The sequence below is a fragment of the Acinetobacter sp. ANC 5600 genome (assembly GCF_002018395.1).
Taxonomy (GTDB): Bacteria; Pseudomonadota; Gammaproteobacteria; order Pseudomonadales; family Moraxellaceae; genus Acinetobacter; species Acinetobacter amyesii.
Genome location: NZ_MVKW01000003.1, coordinates 330,913 through 346,589, shown reverse-complemented (window position 1 = coordinate 346,589; position 15,677 = coordinate 330,913). Strand labels below are relative to the sequence as shown.

Genomic DNA, 15,677 nt, shown 5'->3' with positions numbered 1-15,677 from the left:
CGATGACGCATCAAGTCTGAATTTGCCAAAATGCTCATTGACGCATGAGTCACTGATCATTCACATCATTTGATTTTTATACAATGATATAAAAATCAAAAATATGATCAGGGATGATGATGTCACTCGCGCAGTTGTATCAACATATTGAACACAATGAATGGGTTGAGATTCCAGAAGGATGGTTGCAAGGACGTACGATCTATGGCGGCTTAGTGGCTGGCATGATGATGCACAAAGCCGTTGCCCTCATTGCAGATCCGCAGCGACGTTTACTCAGTTGTAATGTGACCTTTGTTGGGCCAGTACAATTGGCGCCCGTGCGTTTAAGTGCGGAAATTTTAAGACAGGGCAAATCCGTCACCACCATTGAAGTTCGACTTTGGCAAGATGATGCCGTACAAAGCATTTTATTGGCGAGCTTTGGTGTTCCACGTGAATCAAGCATTGTCGTCAATCAGGAGCGTCAAGCACCCGATTTTCCTGAAGTGAGCAGCTTAAAGATAGCCGAACATCATCCACTTGCACCCCAGTGCTTTCAGCAAATGGATTTGGCCTGGGTAGATGGGCAGTATCCGTGTACAGCAAGTCAAAAGCCTGACTTTAGTGGTTGGATGCGTTTTAATCCAGAACGCCATGATAACCGTAAGATGACCGTCGCTGATTTACTGGTCTCGATGGATATGTGGCCGCCCGGTGTACTGCCTATGTACAAAACCATGGCACCTGCGAGTTCTTTAACGTGGACATTGACTTATGTACATCCCTTGCAATCAAGCTTGCATAATTGGTTTAAATATAAAGTATTTACCGATTATGCAGCGGATGGATACGCTACAGAATATGCTCATTTATGGGATGAAAATAACCAGTTGATAGCGATTGCGCGACAGACTGTTACGGTGTTTGCCTAGTGACACTGAGGGGCATTTCGTATAAAGTGAGTGCAACTAACGATGGATAAATCCTCAAATTATTTTGCATTTTCATCGTGCATGAGGGGAAAACTGGGGTGTCTATGACAACAGGTCGAATCCTGAATATTCCTAATATTTTAACATTGGCACGAATTGCTTTAATTCCTGTGTTTTTGTTGGTGGCGTACTGGCCACCTGCAATGGGCGTGGGTGAGCATGCTGCAAGCATGTCACGTCATATATTGCTGACCGCTATTTTTGTGATCGCAGCTGTCACGGACTGGTTTGATGGCTACCTTGCGAGAAGTTTAAATCAGACTTCAGCATTTGGGCGTTTTCTCGATCCTGTTGCAGATAAACTGATGGTCGCAACTGCGTTGATCGTCTTGGTGCAATGGCAACCGACCATTTCGATGGCCTTTGCAGCGATTGTAATTATTTCACGTGAAATCACGGTGTCTGCGCTACGTGAGTGGATGGCTGAATTAGGCGCACGTACCAGTGTTGCGGTTTCAACCGTTGGTAAATATAAAACAGCATTTCAGATGATTGCGATTTCAGTATTCTTGCTGAATTGGCAACCTCTAGAAATGTTGGCGTATGGATTGCTCTATACAGCCGTAGTTTTAACGTTATGGTCGATGTTTATATATTTGAAAGCCGCATGGCCGTATTTAAAGCAACCTTGATTTAAAGTAAGTTATTAAAAGCTCCGTGATCGGGGCTTTTTTATTGCCGAGTTTTTAGAAAAAATTGAGGGTTTGACTAGTTTGAACAGCGCTTCATTTGATTAGAGCTTGAAGTTAAATGTGAGACGTTGGCGCAAATTTTGGATAAAAAAATTCCCAGATTTTGGGGGAAATCTGGGAAGGAAAATCGGGGTTACTTATCGCTATTATGGAAGATGTTTCCATCTTCTTGATTGCTATTATAGGAAAGCAGATTTAGAAATACATGGAGTTTATTGTAGTGTAATGTTGTGTTTTATTGAGAAATGTATCACAAATTTACATTAAGAATTTTTGATACAAATTGGCCGATAACTTTGGTAGGTTTTGTTTGGATTTAAACAATGAAAATCGATATATGTGATGATAAAAATACATTTAACATTATTTAAATAATAAATACATTTATTTAAGTTTAAATAAAATTGATCAATGGATAAAAGATATTTCAGCAATGATGAAGATCATTTCCCAATGAAAGCTTACACAGACGTCATCTTTGTTTTGCGAAAATAGCAGTGCTCCGAAGCACAAAAAAAGGAGCCCCTTTGGACTCCTTCATGACATTTGAAGCTAAGCGCTTCGCTTGTCTTGCGTAATTTTTAGAGCAATAAAAAAGAATCCCCAAGATTGGAGATTCTTTTCAATTAAAGCCTACGCACAGCATAGCTGCTTGTCTTGCGGCGTGGCGGAGCAGTGCTCCGCTTTATCACGCCTCAGGCTTTAGGCCTTCGGCTTTTTCTAAAGATTCATCATTGCTGAAGAATTTTTCACGTTGCTCTTCAAGGAACTTTTTCGCGTCAGCTTCAAACACGTTTAAACGTTTTTCATTGATCAACGTAGTTTGGTGTTTTAGCCATTCTTGCCAAGCTTGTTTAGATACCGTATCAAACAATTCTTGTCCCTTTGCACCCGGGAATGGTGCAAAGTCTAAACCTTCCATTTCAGCCTGATATTTACGGCAAAAAACTTGTCGAGACATATCAATACTCCATTTAACTTGAAAAAGTTATGCGTAAAGTTTTTCTAAACGTGCATGCGCGCGTTCAATTGCTGCTTCAACTTGAGCAGGTGCAGTACCACCAATGTGGTTACGTGCATTGACAGATGCTTCGAGTGTTAAAGCTTTTTCGAAGACATCCGCTTGAATCAAGTCAGAGAACTGTTGAAGTTGCTCAAGGGTTAATTCTGAAAGGTCTTTGCCTTCTTGAACACCGAGAGCAACTGCTTTACCCACAATCTCATGTGCATCACGGAATGCCACGCCATTTTTAACGAGGTAGTCGGCAAGGTCAGTTGCAGTTGAGAAGCCACGAAGAGCTGCTTCACGCATGATGTCAATGTTTGGTACTAGTGCAGGGATCATGTCGGCAAATGCCATGAGTGAGCCACGAACAGTATCGATTGCATCGAATAGCGGTTCTTTATCTTCTTGGTTGTCTTTGTTGTATGCCAATGGTTGACCTTTCATCAGGGTCAATAGGCTCATCAAGTCACCATATACACGGCCAGTTTTACCACGGATCAACTCAGGAACGTCTGGGTTTTTCTTTTGCGGCATGATTGAAGAGCCAGTGCAAAAACGGTCAGGAATGTTCACAAATTTGAATTGTGCCGATGTCCAAAGAATCATTTCTTCTGACATACGTGATAAATGCATCATGATCAGCGATGCTGCAGCATTGAATTCAATACCAAAATCACGATCAGACACGGCGTCCAATGAATTTTCACAGACAGCTTCGAAACCTAAGAGTTCTGCTGTATACGCACGTTCGATTGGATAGGTTGTACCTGCAAGTGCAGCAGAGCCTAAAGGTAGGCGATTTACACGTTTACGGCAGTCAATTAAACGTTCTGAGTCACGTACCAGCATTTCAAACCATGCCATTAAATGGTGACCAAAAGTCACTGGCTGTGCAGTTTGTAAATGCGTGAAGCCCGGCATGATGGTATTGGTATTTTTCGCCGCTAAGCCTAGGATGCCTTTTTGTAATTTTTTCAATAATTCTAAAATCGCATCGATTTCGTCGCGAACATACAGACGGATATCGGTTGCAACTTGGTCATTACGACTACGACCGGTGTGTAGTTTTTTACCTGTAATACCAATACGTTGAGTCAAGCGTGACTCAATATTCATGTGCACATCTTCTAGGTCAATGCGCCATTCGAAGTTACCCGCTTCAATTTCTGCTTTAATGGTGTTTAAGCCATTAATAATATCGTCACGCTCTTGTTCAGTTAGAACGCCAACTTTTGCAAGCATGGTTGCATGTGCAATTGAACCTGCAATATCTTGTTTATAAAAGCGTTGGTCAAACTGTACAGATGCTGTAAATTCAGCAACAAAAGCGTCAGTAGCTTCGGAAAAACGACCGCCCCACATGCCTGAAGTTTGGGCTTGTGACGGATTTGAGGAATTAGAAGATGTGGTCATGTCGGCTCAATAAGATAAAAAGCATAGAACTGAGCAAGAGTATAGCAAATTCGAACCCAGTTGCCGAAGGGCAAGTTGATCAAACTTTTAGACAGGGTTTAGGTCTATGACAATTTCTGTATTTTCAGGAAAAATGGGCCGCTGGCACTATCTGTGGGAGCTGTTTCTTGCGGGCAATATTGTGGCTTTGGTCTTGGCCTTGGCCCAAGCTCAATCGTGGCATGCCTTAAGTGTTTCCAGTGTCATGCAGCATGTGTTGTTTATTAACTGGATTTTATTGGCATTTGCAGCATTTTCAGAGCTTTTGCAGAGCAAGACGCGTGGTTTAAGCATGAAAATGCTCATGTTTAGCGGGTTTGTTTTATTGCAAGCTTTGGTGTTATTCACCACCATACCTTTAAATGTTTTGATCTATTTGGGTGAAAATTTCAGTTTAGCTGGCTTGAGTGTAGACGTTTTAACTGCTGGCGTGGTTTTAAATCTGAGCTATGGGGTATTACTTGGGGCATTTTGTTTTCGATATTTATATTTAAGAGAACAGTGGGGTCGACAACATCATAGTGAATTAAACTCACGCATTCAGGCTATGCAAGCTCGGATTCATCCACATTTTTTATTTAATAGCTTAAACAATGTGATTAGCTTGATTGCGATTGACCCAGATAAAGCGGAGCAAATGCTACTGAATTTATCTCGATTGTTCCGTGCAAGTTTTCAAGAATTGAAGTTGGTAAGCCTCAAAGATGAGATCGATCTGTGTCAGCGTTATTTGGCCATTGAACAAATGCGTTTAGGTGATCGGCTTAAGGTGGAGTGGAAACTAGAAGGTATTGAACAATACGCTCAAGTACAAATTCCACTATTAACTTTACAACCTTTATTAGAAAATAGTATTTTTCATGGAGTTGAAAAGATTTTGACAAAGAGTACGATAAATATATTGATTGAAATATTACAAAATCAAATTAATATCGTTATTACAAATCCCTATACACAGGATACAATTAAATTACGTCAGGGGAATGGTATTGCCATCGAAAACGTGAAACAGCGACTTGAGGCATATTTTGGTCAGCATGTCACTTTTCAAACCTACGCAGGCGAGGGAATGTATACGACTGTGGTGCAATATCAATATAAATAGAAATCTCAGTTGACCAATAAAAATAAATGACGTTAACGAGATAAGGAGGAGAAATGGACATCCTAATCTGTGATGATGAGCCTCTAGCAGTAGAGCGATTGTCACGTTTAGTCACTCAACTTGGACATCAAGTGGTTGCGAAAGCTTCACATGGTCAACAAGCGATTGACTTGGCTCAAAGCCTCGAGCCTGATGTCATCTTACTAGATATACAAATGCCTGAAATGGATGGGTTGACTTGCGCGAAATTGTTGCGTGAATTAGACCCCATGCCCGCTATTATTTTTTGCACTGCATATGATCATCATGCACTTGATGCATTTAAATCGAATGCAGAGGGATATTTACTAAAACCGGTTATGCAACAGGAATTGCAGCAGGTTTTAGATCATTTAACTAAATTAACCCAAGCTCAATTGAGCACGATAAAACAAAAAGAAAATATGGACGAAATTAAAATCAGCCGCCATCAAATCGCGGCAAAGACCTATCGTGGTGTAGAGTTGGTACCTGTGGAAAATATTTACTATTTTCTTGCAGATCAGAAATATGTCACTGTTCGGCACAAAAATGGCAGCGTACTCATTGATGAAACGCTGAAAGATTTAGAGCATGAATTTGGTGATCGCTTTATACGCATCCATCGTAATGCCTTGGTGTCTGTGAGCTTTTTAGATGGTTTAGAGGTTGTAAGCTCAGGGCAATATCAAGTGCGTTGTCGAGATTTAGACGAGCGCTTGTCGGTCAGCCGTCGGCATTTACCGAATTTACGCGAGCGAATACAAAAATTATAGGGCAAGGGTTAAAGCACATTGCGAATTAAGCTTGCATTTTCAACTGAGCAAGTTAAGTTTAGAATAATAGCCCTATAGACTGTATTTTAAAATTTATGAATATCCTTAAGATCGCAACTCGACAAAGCCCGCTTGCACTTTGGCAGGCGGAACATATTCGTGCACGCTTAGAAGCACTTCATGCAAATTTGAAAGTTGAGTTGGTGACCTTTGTGACTCAAGGTGACAAGATTCTAGATACCCCTTTAGCCAAAATTGGGGGAAAAGGATTATTTGTAAAAGAATTAGAAGCGGCGTTGTTGGATGGTCGTGCAGACTTAGCAGTTCATTCGATGAAAGATGTGCCGATGGCATTGCCTGAAGGTTTAAGCTTGGCCGTGATTTGTGAGCGTGAAGATCCATTAGATGCTTTCGTTTCAAATACCTATAACAGTTTTGATGAGTTGCCACAGGGTGCGAAGGTGGGAACGTCGAGCTTGCGCCGCAAATGCCAAATTTTAAAACAACGTCCTGATCTTGAGATTATTGATCTGCGTGGCAATGTGGGTACGCGTTTATCTAAACTCGATGCGGGTAACTATGATGCGATTATTTTGGCCAGTGCAGGGTTGAAGCGTCTGGGTTTAGCAGAGCGTATTCGTCATACTCTTGAGCCTGTTGTGAGTTTACCTGCAGTTGGCCAAGGTGCATTGGGCCTAGAATGTCGTAGCCAAGATCAAACTGTATTGGATTTAATTTTGCCCTTAATGCATACAGAGACCAATGCCTGTGTACGCGCAGAACGTGCATTTAATGCATATCTAGAAGGTGGCTGCCAAGTACCGATTGCAGGTTATGCAACCTTAGAAAATGGTCAGATTCATTTGGAAGGTCGTGTCGGTAGTGTTGACGGTCAAACCTTGTTGAAAGCACAGCAAGTAGGTCTTCCTGAACAAGCTGAACAGCTCGGTGTCAAATTGGCACAAGACTTGTTAGCCCAAGGTGCAGGTGAAATTTTAAAGGCACTGTATTAATACATGCTTTTTATCAATACACGTCCAGCAGATCGTGCAACGCAGCTTAGCTTGACGCTGCGCTCTGCGGGTGTTGCTGTGGCTGAGCTTCCATTACTTGAGCTCAAGCCACGGGCATGGTCAGAAGCATTGGCAGCGTGCTACGCCCAGTTGAGTGCTGCGGATGTATTGGTTGTGGTGAGCCCATCTGCGGTCACCTTTGGTATGCAGGGTTTGCGTAAGGCAGGCATTTTACTTGATCAGCTTGAACATATTCAATGGGTTGCAGTCGGTGATGCAACCGCAGCAAAGCTAGCTGATTATGGCATTCACAGTGTCGTACCGCAGGTGGAAACCTCGGAGGGAATGCTCACCTTAAGCCATTTAGAACAATTAGAGGCCGGGGCTTGCGTTGCATTTTGGCGCGGTGAAGGCGGTCGTCAATTTATGATGCAGCAGTTGCTAGCACGTGGCATTCAGGTTCTCAATTTTGTGCTATACGAACGGCATCTACCGGAAGAGACCACTCAAAAAGTAAAAACACTCATTTCTGAACATCAGTTGTCATCTCCATATTGTATGTTGATCACCAGTGAGGCCAGTTGGCTCAATTGGCTTGACCTGATTCAGTCGCATTTATCAGTGCTGAGTCATGCACATTTTTTAGTTTTAGGTGTAAGGTTGTTCGAGCTACTTGAGCAAAGTCGTATAACACTGAACAAAGATTTTAAAATTATTCAACTCGAAGATTTAAACGCGACACACATATTGCAGCATGTGCAAGTCGTGCAGGGAAATACATGAAGAAGTTGTTTGTCGTTGTGGTCATTGTCGCCGTACTTTGGTTGGCTAAACTCAGTTTTGATTTGTTTCAGGTCAATGCTCAACAAACCGAACTGATGCAACAACAAACTTTATTGCAACAGCGCAATGCAGGTTTGAATGATCAGGTCGTGGCTTTGAAACGTCAGTTGAGCGGCACAACGACCGAGATGTCGGCTGCAAAGACATCGAATGCTTCGATTGCTGCTGAGGCGACCCATAGTATTGAGCCGATGTTGGTTGTGGACCAGCAACTTGATTTGGTTGAATTTGCCATGCAGCAACAACAATTTGCTGTCGCCTTGGAAAAATTAAACCAATTAGATCAACAATTAGATCAGTTGAGCTTGGCACCTGCACTGCGCATGAGTTTGCATCAGGTAATTCAAAAAGACCGTGAAACCTTAAAGCAATATGTGACAGAGCGTCAGTTGCAGTCTGATAAAGTGAAAAATACTCTGCAATCGATCGATCAATTGTTAGAAAAAGAAATATTAAAGCCCTATAGTTCAAAAGAGCAGCAAAAAGGTCTTTCTTTTTGGCAAAAATGGATTCAAGTCGAATCAGTCGAACAACCGAGTCCCGTATTAATGCAGCGTAGCTTGGTATTAAAAGAAATGCAGTTACGTTTAATTTTGGCTCAGCAGGTTTTAAATCAAGGACAATATCCTCAATTTCAACAAGAAATCACTGAAATTATGCAAATTATGCAGCAATTGCCAGATGCTTCATTAAAATTGATACGCCAACGTTTAGAACAATTAAAGGACATTCCGGTTATTTCTGTACCGCTGTTAAATACTCGGGCACTCATAGGATAATCGACTATGAAACATATTTTATTGGCCTATTTATTTATTAGTTTATTGGTTGTCGCCATTATTAGTTTGCTGAGTTTTGGACATGGTGCAGGTTATGTGTATTTATACTGGCGTGAATGGCAAGTTCAATCCAATATTTGGTTTTTAGCATTATTGCTAGCATTACTGAGTTTAGTCGTGCAAATGCTTTGGTATGCGGTTAAACGCTATTTAAGTCGAGAACAACGTAAATCTGAAACGGTCTTTAGTTTTAATAAACTACATCCCTATGAGCAATTGGCTGTCATTTGGCTTTTAAATGCTGCACAAGATCAAAAAAACTTTATTCAGCAAGCTTTTACTGAGTCTGGATTATTAAAAGGGGTGATCGATGCGCGTTTATATTGGATTCAGCAGCAATATGAAACAGCACTAAATGCATTAACTCAGACCAATCCAATGGCTTTTGAACTTGCAGAATTGCAACGGATTGAAATTTATTTATCCCAACAAGAGGGTGAAAAGGCTTTAACGCATCTTGAATTTTTAAATCAACATGAACTATCGCCATGGTTGCAAAAAGTCAGTAGTGCCTATGAGCAGCGCCTAACCACGCTATGGGGCATGTTTGCGTTGCAGTTTCCTTGGTTGTATTTGCGTTCGACACGTTATGGACATTTAGATGAGCTGACAAAACAAGCTTGGTTGGAACAATTATTATCTGCATTTGATCAAGCTGATGTCGATGACTTACAGCATTTAAAGCAGCGTTATTTGGATTTGCAAGATCAAATCACAGAGCGTAAATATGCGGTCAAGGTGCTATGGTTGAAAGTCTTGTCTCGTATGCCAGAGATGAGTCAGGAGCATGAGCAATTGGCCATTCATTTGCTGGAACAGCAATTTAACAAAGAAGTGTTCTTTTTGTGGTTCCAGCAAAAAATGCTGAAGCAAAACCCTGACTATGTGGCTGTAGAACAGCAGATTCAACGTTGGGAAGAAAAGTATCCTGCGCTGCCTGTTTTTAGTTTTGCAAAATGGAATATTTACCAAGCGACAGCACGTCAAGCTGAAGCAGATGCATTGTTAGAATTATATCCAAATGATGTATTAATGAGTTATTTACGCATCAAGTCAGCCTTAAATCAGCAGGATGACTTGATCAAACAATTAAATTTAATATTTGAAAATAATGCCAATTTTATGGAAATTCGAATATAAGGACATTATATGCAAGAAGATTTAGCTCAATATTCATTGGTTCATACTCAACACGTCGCTTGGGGGGATATGGATGCTTTTGGTCATGTAAATAACGTGCATTATTATCGTTATATGGAAAGTGCGCGGATTGGTTATTTAGATCAGTTGGATATATTTAATCAGTCTGTGGTTACGGTTGTGGCTTCAAGCCAATGTAAATATTTAAGCCCAGTGGTTTATCCTGATATTTTAAAAGTGGCAACGCGCGTTGAAGAATTAAGGAATAGTGCATTTCGTATGAGTTATATATTATGGAGTGAAAAGCAACAAAAAATCGTTGCAACAGGCGATGCAGTTATTGTGTGCGTGGATAAAACTACCCTACAAAAAACTTCAATTCCAGAAAGTATAAAAACTAAAATAAAAGCTTTAGAGATTTCAGTGGGAAATAATATTTAAATACAATTTAACTTTATATATTTTAAGGAGTCGTGTTAAAATATTGTAGTAAAATGAAAATTATTTATTGAATAAAAATTTTATTATAATATTATGAGCGAGTTTTCATAAGCATTATTAAAATGAAATTTCGGAGTTAAAGATTATGCCTGATATTAGTAATTTATCAGTTGAAGAGTTAAAGAAGCTTCAAGTAGAAGCTGAAGCACTGATTGCATCTAAAAAAGATCAAGCGATTGAAGATGCGTACAACCGTATTGTTGAAATTGCAGAAAATTTAGATTTAAGCGTTGAACAAATCCTTGAATTTGGTTCAAGCAAACGTAAAAAATCAACTCGTAAAGCGGTTGAGCCACGTTACCGTAGCAAAACCAATGCAGATGACACTTGGACTGGTCGTGGTAAGCAACCACGTTGGTTAGTGGCTGAGTTGGAAAAAGGCGCGAAACTAGAAGATTTCTTAATTTAAGAATAATTCATGAAATCGTCATATCCTGAGTTCAGGATAATTAAACCAGGCAAATGCCTGGTTTTTTTATCTCTTTGAATTGGCTATGCAGAAAAAGTATGCATAATGTGTCTATAAAGAAAAATGTTTAAATGATGGAAAAAAATTGATGGATCGGTTGTGGTGGGATGATCAATAAAACTAATAATATTCGGTGGCTCATTTTTGCTGCGATCAGTTTTTTAATTTTCGTTATGCTGCAAGTACCAGCAGCGTGGCTCATTACAAAGTTTTATAAAAATAACCAAATGCTACATAACGTCAGTGGCAATATTTGGCACGGGCAAGCAGATTGGACACGAGGAAATTTGAAAGGCTCGTTAAACTGGAACACGCGCCCGTGGGACTTGATTTTATTGCGCTTGGGTGCAAATGTTGAAATTCATAGTGGCAATACCAAACTGCAAGGTGTGATGGGGTATGGTTTTGGCAAAAGTATCAGCATCAAAAACTTAGAGGGTCAAATTGCCCCTGAAACCTTAAAAAGTTTTGCCGATTGGCAATGGCCAACGAATGCCATTCAATTAAAAGATGTGCAGTTTAAATATAAGCCACAACAGGGATTTAGTCAGTCATCAGGTGAGATGCAGTGGGCAGGCGGGGATTTATCCTTTAGCTTTGCACAGCGTCAAGAGTCAATGAATGTGCCTGCCATGTTGGCCCAATTAAAAGATGATAATGGCAAATTGTCGATTGATGTTCGAGATCAACGTGAACAAAAAATGATAAATTTGTCACTTGAGCCAGACCTCATGTTGGATGTGCAATTAACCCAGCGCTTTTTGATGAATGTTGCTTCCTATGAAGGTAAGGCTGGATTAGATACGTATGTGATTAGTTCGCGTCAACCTCTATTGAGTGGGGTGAACTGATGGCTGACTATTTAGAAAAAATCCGCGAGATCAATTGGAAGCAAACAGATCGACTTGCACCTGTGGTCTTGGTTTTAATAATTTTGTACCTGTGCTGGAAGTTAGCCGCTTTATTTTGGTTATTGATTGCACCGCCACAAGCCATGCAGTTAGACCGAGTTGAATTGGGTTCACAGCAAACGCAAGTTCCTAATATTAGTTCTTTTGCCTTGTTTCAGGAAAATCGCAGTTTAGCAGCTGACGCGCAGTTAAATATGGTGTTACAAGGTGTGGTGGTTGGACAGCCAAGTCGCTACTCGTCGGCAGTGATTAAGGTCAATGAGAGTTCAGATCGCTACTTGGTTGGAGAAACCATTCAAGGTTCATCATATCAACTAGCTGAAGTTTATTGGGATAAGGTGATTTTAACGCAGGGTAATGGTGCACGGCGTGAATTGGCGTTCCAAGGTATTGAAAACGGATTAGATCAACCGATTGTCCCTACAGCCAATGCAACATCAGGCGGATCTTTGCAGAATAACAGCATGCAAAATACAACTGATCCTGCAAATTTAGGGCAAAGCACAACGCAGTCCGCGATTGGTCAGGCCGTACAACGCATGACTGAAAATCGTGAACAATATATGCAGGAAATGGGGGTAAATCCATCAGTTAATGGTGGGTTTGAAGTTTCAAATCGAACACCTGCAGCCTTAAGAAATAAATTGGGTTTGCAGCCGGGTGACCGCATCATGTCTTTAAATGGGCAGGCGGTCGGTGCAGGACAATCTGAGGCGCAATTATTAGAACAAGCCCGCCGTGAAGGGCAGGTGAAACTTGAAGTCAAACGTGGTGATCAAGTGATGACCATACAACAGGATTTTTAGTGATGTTTCATCACTTTATAGGGTTAGGAAACACAGGCGTATATGGCTTTATTTAATAATAACCGTTCAACTTTAGCTGCCTATGCCATGGTGCCCTTGGTTGCTATGGTCAGCACAGCAAGTTATGCACAAACATGGAAAATCAATTTACGTGATGCAGATCTTACGGCATTCATTAATGAAGTCGCAGATATCACGGGGAAAAATTTTGCAGTTGATCCACGGGTACGAGGAAATGTAACGGTTATTTCCAATAAGCCTTTAAATAAAAATGAAGTCTATGACCTGTTTCTCGGTGTGTTGAATGTCAATGGCGTGGTGGCGATTCCATCGGGCAACACCATTAAACTAGTTCCAGACAGTAATGTAAAAAGCTCGGGCATTCCTTATGATGCGCGCCACCGTGCGTCTGGAGACCAAATTGTCACTCGAGTGATTTGGCTTGATAACACTAATGCCAACGACTTAATTCCAGCGTTGCGCCCATTGATGCCGCAATTTGCACATTTGTCAGCAGTGGCGGGGACCAATGCGCTGATCGTCTCAGATCGTGCAAGTAATATTTATCAGCTCGAAACGATTATTCGTAATTTAGATGGAACGGGTCAAAATGATATCGAAGCAGTGACGCTGCAATCGAGTCAGGCCGAAGAAATGATTGGACTGTTAGAGTCGATGAGTTCGACCGGCGCATCAAAAGATCCGAAAGGTTCACGAATTCGTATTATTGCGGACAATCGAACCAATCGTATTATCATTAAAGGTGATACAGCGACACGTAAACGCATTCGTAAGATTATTGAAACTTTAGATGTGCCTGCGGCAGATCGATTGGGTGGGTTGAAAGTCTTCCGTTTGAAGTATGCAAGTGCCAAAAACCTGTCAGAAATCTTACAAGGCTTGGTCACGGGGCAGGCTGTTTCGAGTACGAATTCGTCGAATAGCTCAAACAGCAGCACGATGAACAGCTTAATGAATGATAATAACAGCTCGAATTCACAGTCATTCAGTTCACAAAACAACACCAGTTCTGGCATTAACCTCAACAGCAATAACTCTTCCAATAATACGCAAAAAGGTATTTCAAGTTTTAATGCCAATGGCGTCAGTATTATTGCCGATACCACACAAAATGCACTGATTGTGAAAGCAGATCCGCAGCTCATGCGTGAAATTGAATCTGCGATTTCTCAGCTGGATATTCGTCGTCAGCAAGTGCTGATTGAAGCGGCGATTATTGAAGTCGAAGGCACGGATACCGATCAACTCGGTGTGCAATGGGCGTTGGGTGATATCAGTAGTGGTATCGGCTTAATTAACTTTGATAACTTTGGTTCTAGTTTAAAGAATATTGCCGCAGGTTATTTAACTGGTGGCGCTGCGGGTGTAGGTAGCGCGGTGAGTGCGGGTACTTCTTTGGTCCTTGGTGATTATCGTGAAGGCAGTGATGGTTCACGCAAACTCTATGGTGCGATGATTCAGGCCCTAAAAGAAAAAACCAAATCTAATTTATTATCTACACCGTCTATTGTGACGATGGACAACGAAGAAGCCTATATTGTGGTGGGTGAAAACGTTCCATTTGTGACAGGTTCGGTCACCACCAATGGTGGCACAGCCAATCCATACACATCGATTGAGCGTAAAGATGTCGGTGTGACGTTGAAAGTTGTGCCGCATATTGGCGACGGTGGTTCGGTGCGTTTAGAGGTAGAGCAAGAAGTTTCTGATGTAAAAGACAATAAAGGCCAAGCGTCGGATTTGGTTACGACTAAACGCGCGATCAAAACCTCGATCTTGGCAGAGCATGGTCAAACGATTGTGTTGGGGGGGTTGATCTCTGACAATACATTGCATGGGCGTCAATCTGTTCCTGGGCTAGGGGCTATTCCTGTACTGGGCAAACTCTTTAGCTCGGAAGGAAAATCCAACAGTAAACGCAATTTACTGATCTTTATTCATCCGACTATTGTTGGAAATTCTGCTGATGTGAAGAAAATGTCTCAGCAGCGCTACAGTCAGCTCTATAGTCTGCAACTGGCATTGGATAATGACGGTAATTTTGCGAAATTACCTGAAAATGTGGATGATGTGTATCAACAGCGCATACCTGTTTCAAAAGGTACAGCACCTGCCCCTGTGTATAAGACGGTACCGACAGCACCACAAATGACACAGCCAGCGGCAGTGGTCTCCACGCCAGTCGCCATTGAACCTGCGGTGAAGCGCCAAACCATTACCGTACCGAATGGCAAAGTGGCGGGCATGCCTTAGGTTAGACAGCAGAGTGGTTTAGCTTTGAAACCACAGCATGCTATGATGAAAAAAACGAGCAATAGAGAATTAACTTCATGACTTGGAAAATTCAAGCAATTTCTGGTGATTTAACAGGACAGGAAATTAGTATTGAGCGAGATATGTTGGTGGGTCGCCATCAACAAGCAGATATTGTTTTGCAAGAATCTGATGTATCGCGTAAACATGCTGCCTTTGTACTGAAAGATCAGGCACTCTGGTTGCAAGATCTTAATTCATCCAATGGGACGTTTATTAATGATGTCCGTTTGACTGGTGAATCACTTTTAAAAGAAGGTGATATTGTACAGTTTGCCAGTGTGAAGTTTAGTTTATTGGCTCCAGCTAAAGCTGTTCAGATCCCAGCGGATATCGAACAAAGCGTTGAAGCATTGCAAACAGAAGAAATTACATCTGTTCAGCAGCCGTCTGAAGCTGTTGCAGTTTCTGAAACTGTGGCACAAGAGTCTGTAGCAAACACGTCTGAAACTAAGGTACAAGAGCCTGTCGTTAAAACCGCAGCACAACAAATGAATGATCAAGGTATGCCAGAGTTGAAAGAGCGAGATGGTTCGGTTCAATTGACTCGTGATGGTATGCCGACCAATGTAGGTGTGCCTAAACCTGCACCAATTCCTGAGGGAATTGACGTAACTGCTGTTCCGAAAAATGAAGCATGTGATGTAGAAATTCCAGCGACATGTGTAGAGCAAGAGCGTGAAGCGCAAAAAAATGCCTCTGTGGGCTTAATCTCAGTCATTGTTTTAATCATTCTTGCAATTATTGCATGGGTCTTGTTTAAATAAACCGAGACATTCCTCAAAAGGCATGCATGGG

At 41.4% G+C, this 15,677-nt stretch carries 15 protein-coding genes and 1 pseudogene; 14 read left to right on the top strand and 2 right to left on the bottom strand.

Annotated features, from left to right (window positions below; translation table 11 throughout):
* The first annotated feature begins 119 nt into the window (after nt 1-119).
* Nucleotides 120-914, top strand: a complete 795-nt coding sequence (locus B1201_RS08505) for a thioesterase family protein (protein WP_078193130.1) — start codon at nt 120-122, stop codon at nt 912-914.
* A gap of 104 nt (nt 915-1,018) precedes the next feature.
* The gene (pgsA, locus tag B1201_RS08500; RefSeq protein ID WP_078190467.1) at nt 1,019-1,606 is read left to right on the top strand and encodes a CDP-diacylglycerol--glycerol-3-phosphate 3-phosphatidyltransferase; all 588 of its coding nucleotides are present in this window, start codon (nt 1,019-1,021) and stop codon (nt 1,604-1,606) included.
* A gap of 748 nt (nt 1,607-2,354) precedes the next feature.
* Here the strand turns inward: pgsA and B1201_RS08495 are convergent.
* Nucleotides 2,355-2,627 (bottom strand): oxidative damage protection protein, encoded by a 273-nt coding sequence (locus B1201_RS08495; protein WP_078193129.1) that lies wholly within the window; start codon nt 2,625-2,627, stop codon nt 2,355-2,357.
* Nucleotides 2,628-2,654: 27 nt separating this feature from the next.
* Nucleotides 2,655-4,085 (bottom strand): argininosuccinate lyase, encoded by a 1,431-nt coding sequence (argH, locus tag B1201_RS08490; RefSeq protein WP_171263765.1) that lies wholly within the window; start codon nt 4,083-4,085, stop codon nt 2,655-2,657.
* On the opposite strand from argH, the pseudogene B1201_RS08485 reads away from it, so the two are divergent.
* The 12 genes and pseudogenes from B1201_RS08485 (at nt 4,076) to B1201_RS08430 (ending at nt 15,646) form a co-directional block, all read left to right on the top strand.
* Nucleotides 4,076-5,229, top strand: a pseudogene (locus tag B1201_RS08485) (sensor histidine kinase). The gene argH and the pseudogene B1201_RS08485 overlap by 10 nt on opposite strands.
* 53 nt (nt 5,230-5,282) lie before the next feature.
* The gene (locus B1201_RS08480; RefSeq protein WP_078193128.1) at nt 5,283-6,023 is read left to right on the top strand and encodes a LytR/AlgR family response regulator transcription factor; all 741 of its coding nucleotides are present in this window, start codon (nt 5,283-5,285) and stop codon (nt 6,021-6,023) included.
* Between the two features lie 95 nt (nt 6,024-6,118).
* Nucleotides 6,119-7,036 carry a hydroxymethylbilane synthase gene (gene hemC, locus B1201_RS08475; protein ID WP_078193127.1) on the top strand — a complete coding sequence of 306 codons (918 nt, stop codon included), beginning with the start codon at nt 6,119-6,121 and terminating at the stop codon, nt 7,034-7,036.
* Between the two features lie 3 nt (nt 7,037-7,039).
* The gene (locus tag B1201_RS08470) at nt 7,040-7,819 is read left to right on the top strand and encodes a uroporphyrinogen-III synthase (protein ID WP_078193126.1); all 780 of its coding nucleotides are present in this window, start codon (nt 7,040-7,042) and stop codon (nt 7,817-7,819) included.
* Nucleotides 7,816-8,658 carry a hypothetical protein gene (locus tag B1201_RS08465; RefSeq protein ID WP_078193125.1) on the top strand — a complete coding sequence of 281 codons (843 nt, stop codon included), beginning with the start codon at nt 7,816-7,818 and terminating at the stop codon, nt 8,656-8,658. Before B1201_RS08470 ends, B1201_RS08465 begins: the two co-directional genes overlap by 4 nt.
* 6 nt (nt 8,659-8,664) lie before the next feature.
* Entirely contained in the window at nt 8,665-9,858 is a 1,194-nt protein-coding gene (locus B1201_RS08460; RefSeq protein ID WP_078193124.1) for a hypothetical protein, read from the top strand.
* Between the two features lie 9 nt (nt 9,859-9,867).
* Nucleotides 9,868-10,299 (top strand): acyl-CoA thioesterase, encoded by a 432-nt coding sequence (locus tag B1201_RS08455; protein ID WP_078193123.1) that lies wholly within the window; start codon nt 9,868-9,870, stop codon nt 10,297-10,299.
* Nucleotides 10,300-10,441: 142 nt separating this feature from the next.
* A complete protein-coding gene (locus tag B1201_RS08450) occupies nt 10,442-10,768 on the top strand; it encodes an H-NS family nucleoid-associated regulatory protein (RefSeq protein ID WP_078190459.1) in 327 nt (108 codons plus the stop codon).
* Nucleotides 10,769-10,935: 167 nt separating this feature from the next.
* Nucleotides 10,936-11,679: a type II secretion system protein N gene (gene gspN, locus B1201_RS08445; protein ID WP_078193122.1), complete on the top strand. Its 744-nt coding sequence runs from the start codon at nt 10,936-10,938 to the stop codon at nt 11,677-11,679.
* Complete coding sequence (locus B1201_RS08440; RefSeq protein WP_078193121.1) at nt 11,679-12,545, top strand: type II secretion system protein N; 867 nt, start codon at nt 11,679-11,681, stop codon at nt 12,543-12,545. The genes gspN and B1201_RS08440 overlap by 1 nt, the downstream gene beginning before the upstream one ends.
* Nucleotides 12,546-12,587: 42 nt before the next feature.
* Nucleotides 12,588-14,819, top strand: a complete 2,232-nt coding sequence (gene gspD / locus B1201_RS08435) for a type II secretion system secretin GspD (RefSeq protein ID WP_078193120.1) — start codon at nt 12,588-12,590, stop codon at nt 14,817-14,819.
* 77 nt (nt 14,820-14,896) lie between these two features.
* Entirely contained in the window at nt 14,897-15,646 is a 750-nt protein-coding gene (locus B1201_RS08430) for an FHA domain-containing protein (protein ID WP_078193119.1), read from the top strand.
* Nucleotides 15,647-15,677: the final 31 nt, after the last annotated feature.

What these genes read in the sequence shown, in the direction of transcription:
- B1201_RS08505 (WP_078193130.1), top strand. Translation starts at nt 120, where the DNA reads ATGTCACTCGCGCAGTTGTATCAACATATTGAACACAATGAATGGGTT.
- pgsA (WP_078190467.1), top strand. Translation starts at nt 1,019, where the DNA reads ATGACAACAGGTCGAATCCTGAATATTCCTAATATTTTAACATTGGCA.
- B1201_RS08495 (WP_078193129.1), bottom strand. Translation starts at nt 2,627, where the DNA reads ATGTCTCGACAAGTTTTTTGCCGTAAATATCAGGCTGAAATGGAAGGT.
- argH (WP_171263765.1), bottom strand. Translation starts at nt 4,085, where the DNA reads ATGACCACATCTTCTAATTCCTCAAATCCGTCACAAGCCCAAACTTCA.
- B1201_RS08480 (WP_078193128.1), top strand. Translation starts at nt 5,283, where the DNA reads ATGGACATCCTAATCTGTGATGATGAGCCTCTAGCAGTAGAGCGATTG.
- hemC (WP_078193127.1), top strand. Translation starts at nt 6,119, where the DNA reads ATGAATATCCTTAAGATCGCAACTCGACAAAGCCCGCTTGCACTTTGG.
- B1201_RS08470 (WP_078193126.1), top strand. Translation starts at nt 7,040, where the DNA reads ATGCTTTTTATCAATACACGTCCAGCAGATCGTGCAACGCAGCTTAGC.
- B1201_RS08465 (WP_078193125.1), top strand. Translation starts at nt 7,816, where the DNA reads ATGAAGAAGTTGTTTGTCGTTGTGGTCATTGTCGCCGTACTTTGGTTG.
- B1201_RS08460 (WP_078193124.1), top strand. Translation starts at nt 8,665, where the DNA reads ATGAAACATATTTTATTGGCCTATTTATTTATTAGTTTATTGGTTGTC.
- B1201_RS08455 (WP_078193123.1), top strand. Translation starts at nt 9,868, where the DNA reads ATGCAAGAAGATTTAGCTCAATATTCATTGGTTCATACTCAACACGTC.
- gspN (WP_078193122.1), top strand. Translation starts at nt 10,936, where the DNA reads ATGATCAATAAAACTAATAATATTCGGTGGCTCATTTTTGCTGCGATC.
- B1201_RS08440 (WP_078193121.1), top strand. Translation starts at nt 11,679, where the DNA reads ATGGCTGACTATTTAGAAAAAATCCGCGAGATCAATTGGAAGCAAACA.
- gspD (WP_078193120.1), top strand. Translation starts at nt 12,588, where the DNA reads ATGGCTTTATTTAATAATAACCGTTCAACTTTAGCTGCCTATGCCATG.
- B1201_RS08430 (WP_078193119.1), top strand. Translation starts at nt 14,897, where the DNA reads ATGACTTGGAAAATTCAAGCAATTTCTGGTGATTTAACAGGACAGGAA.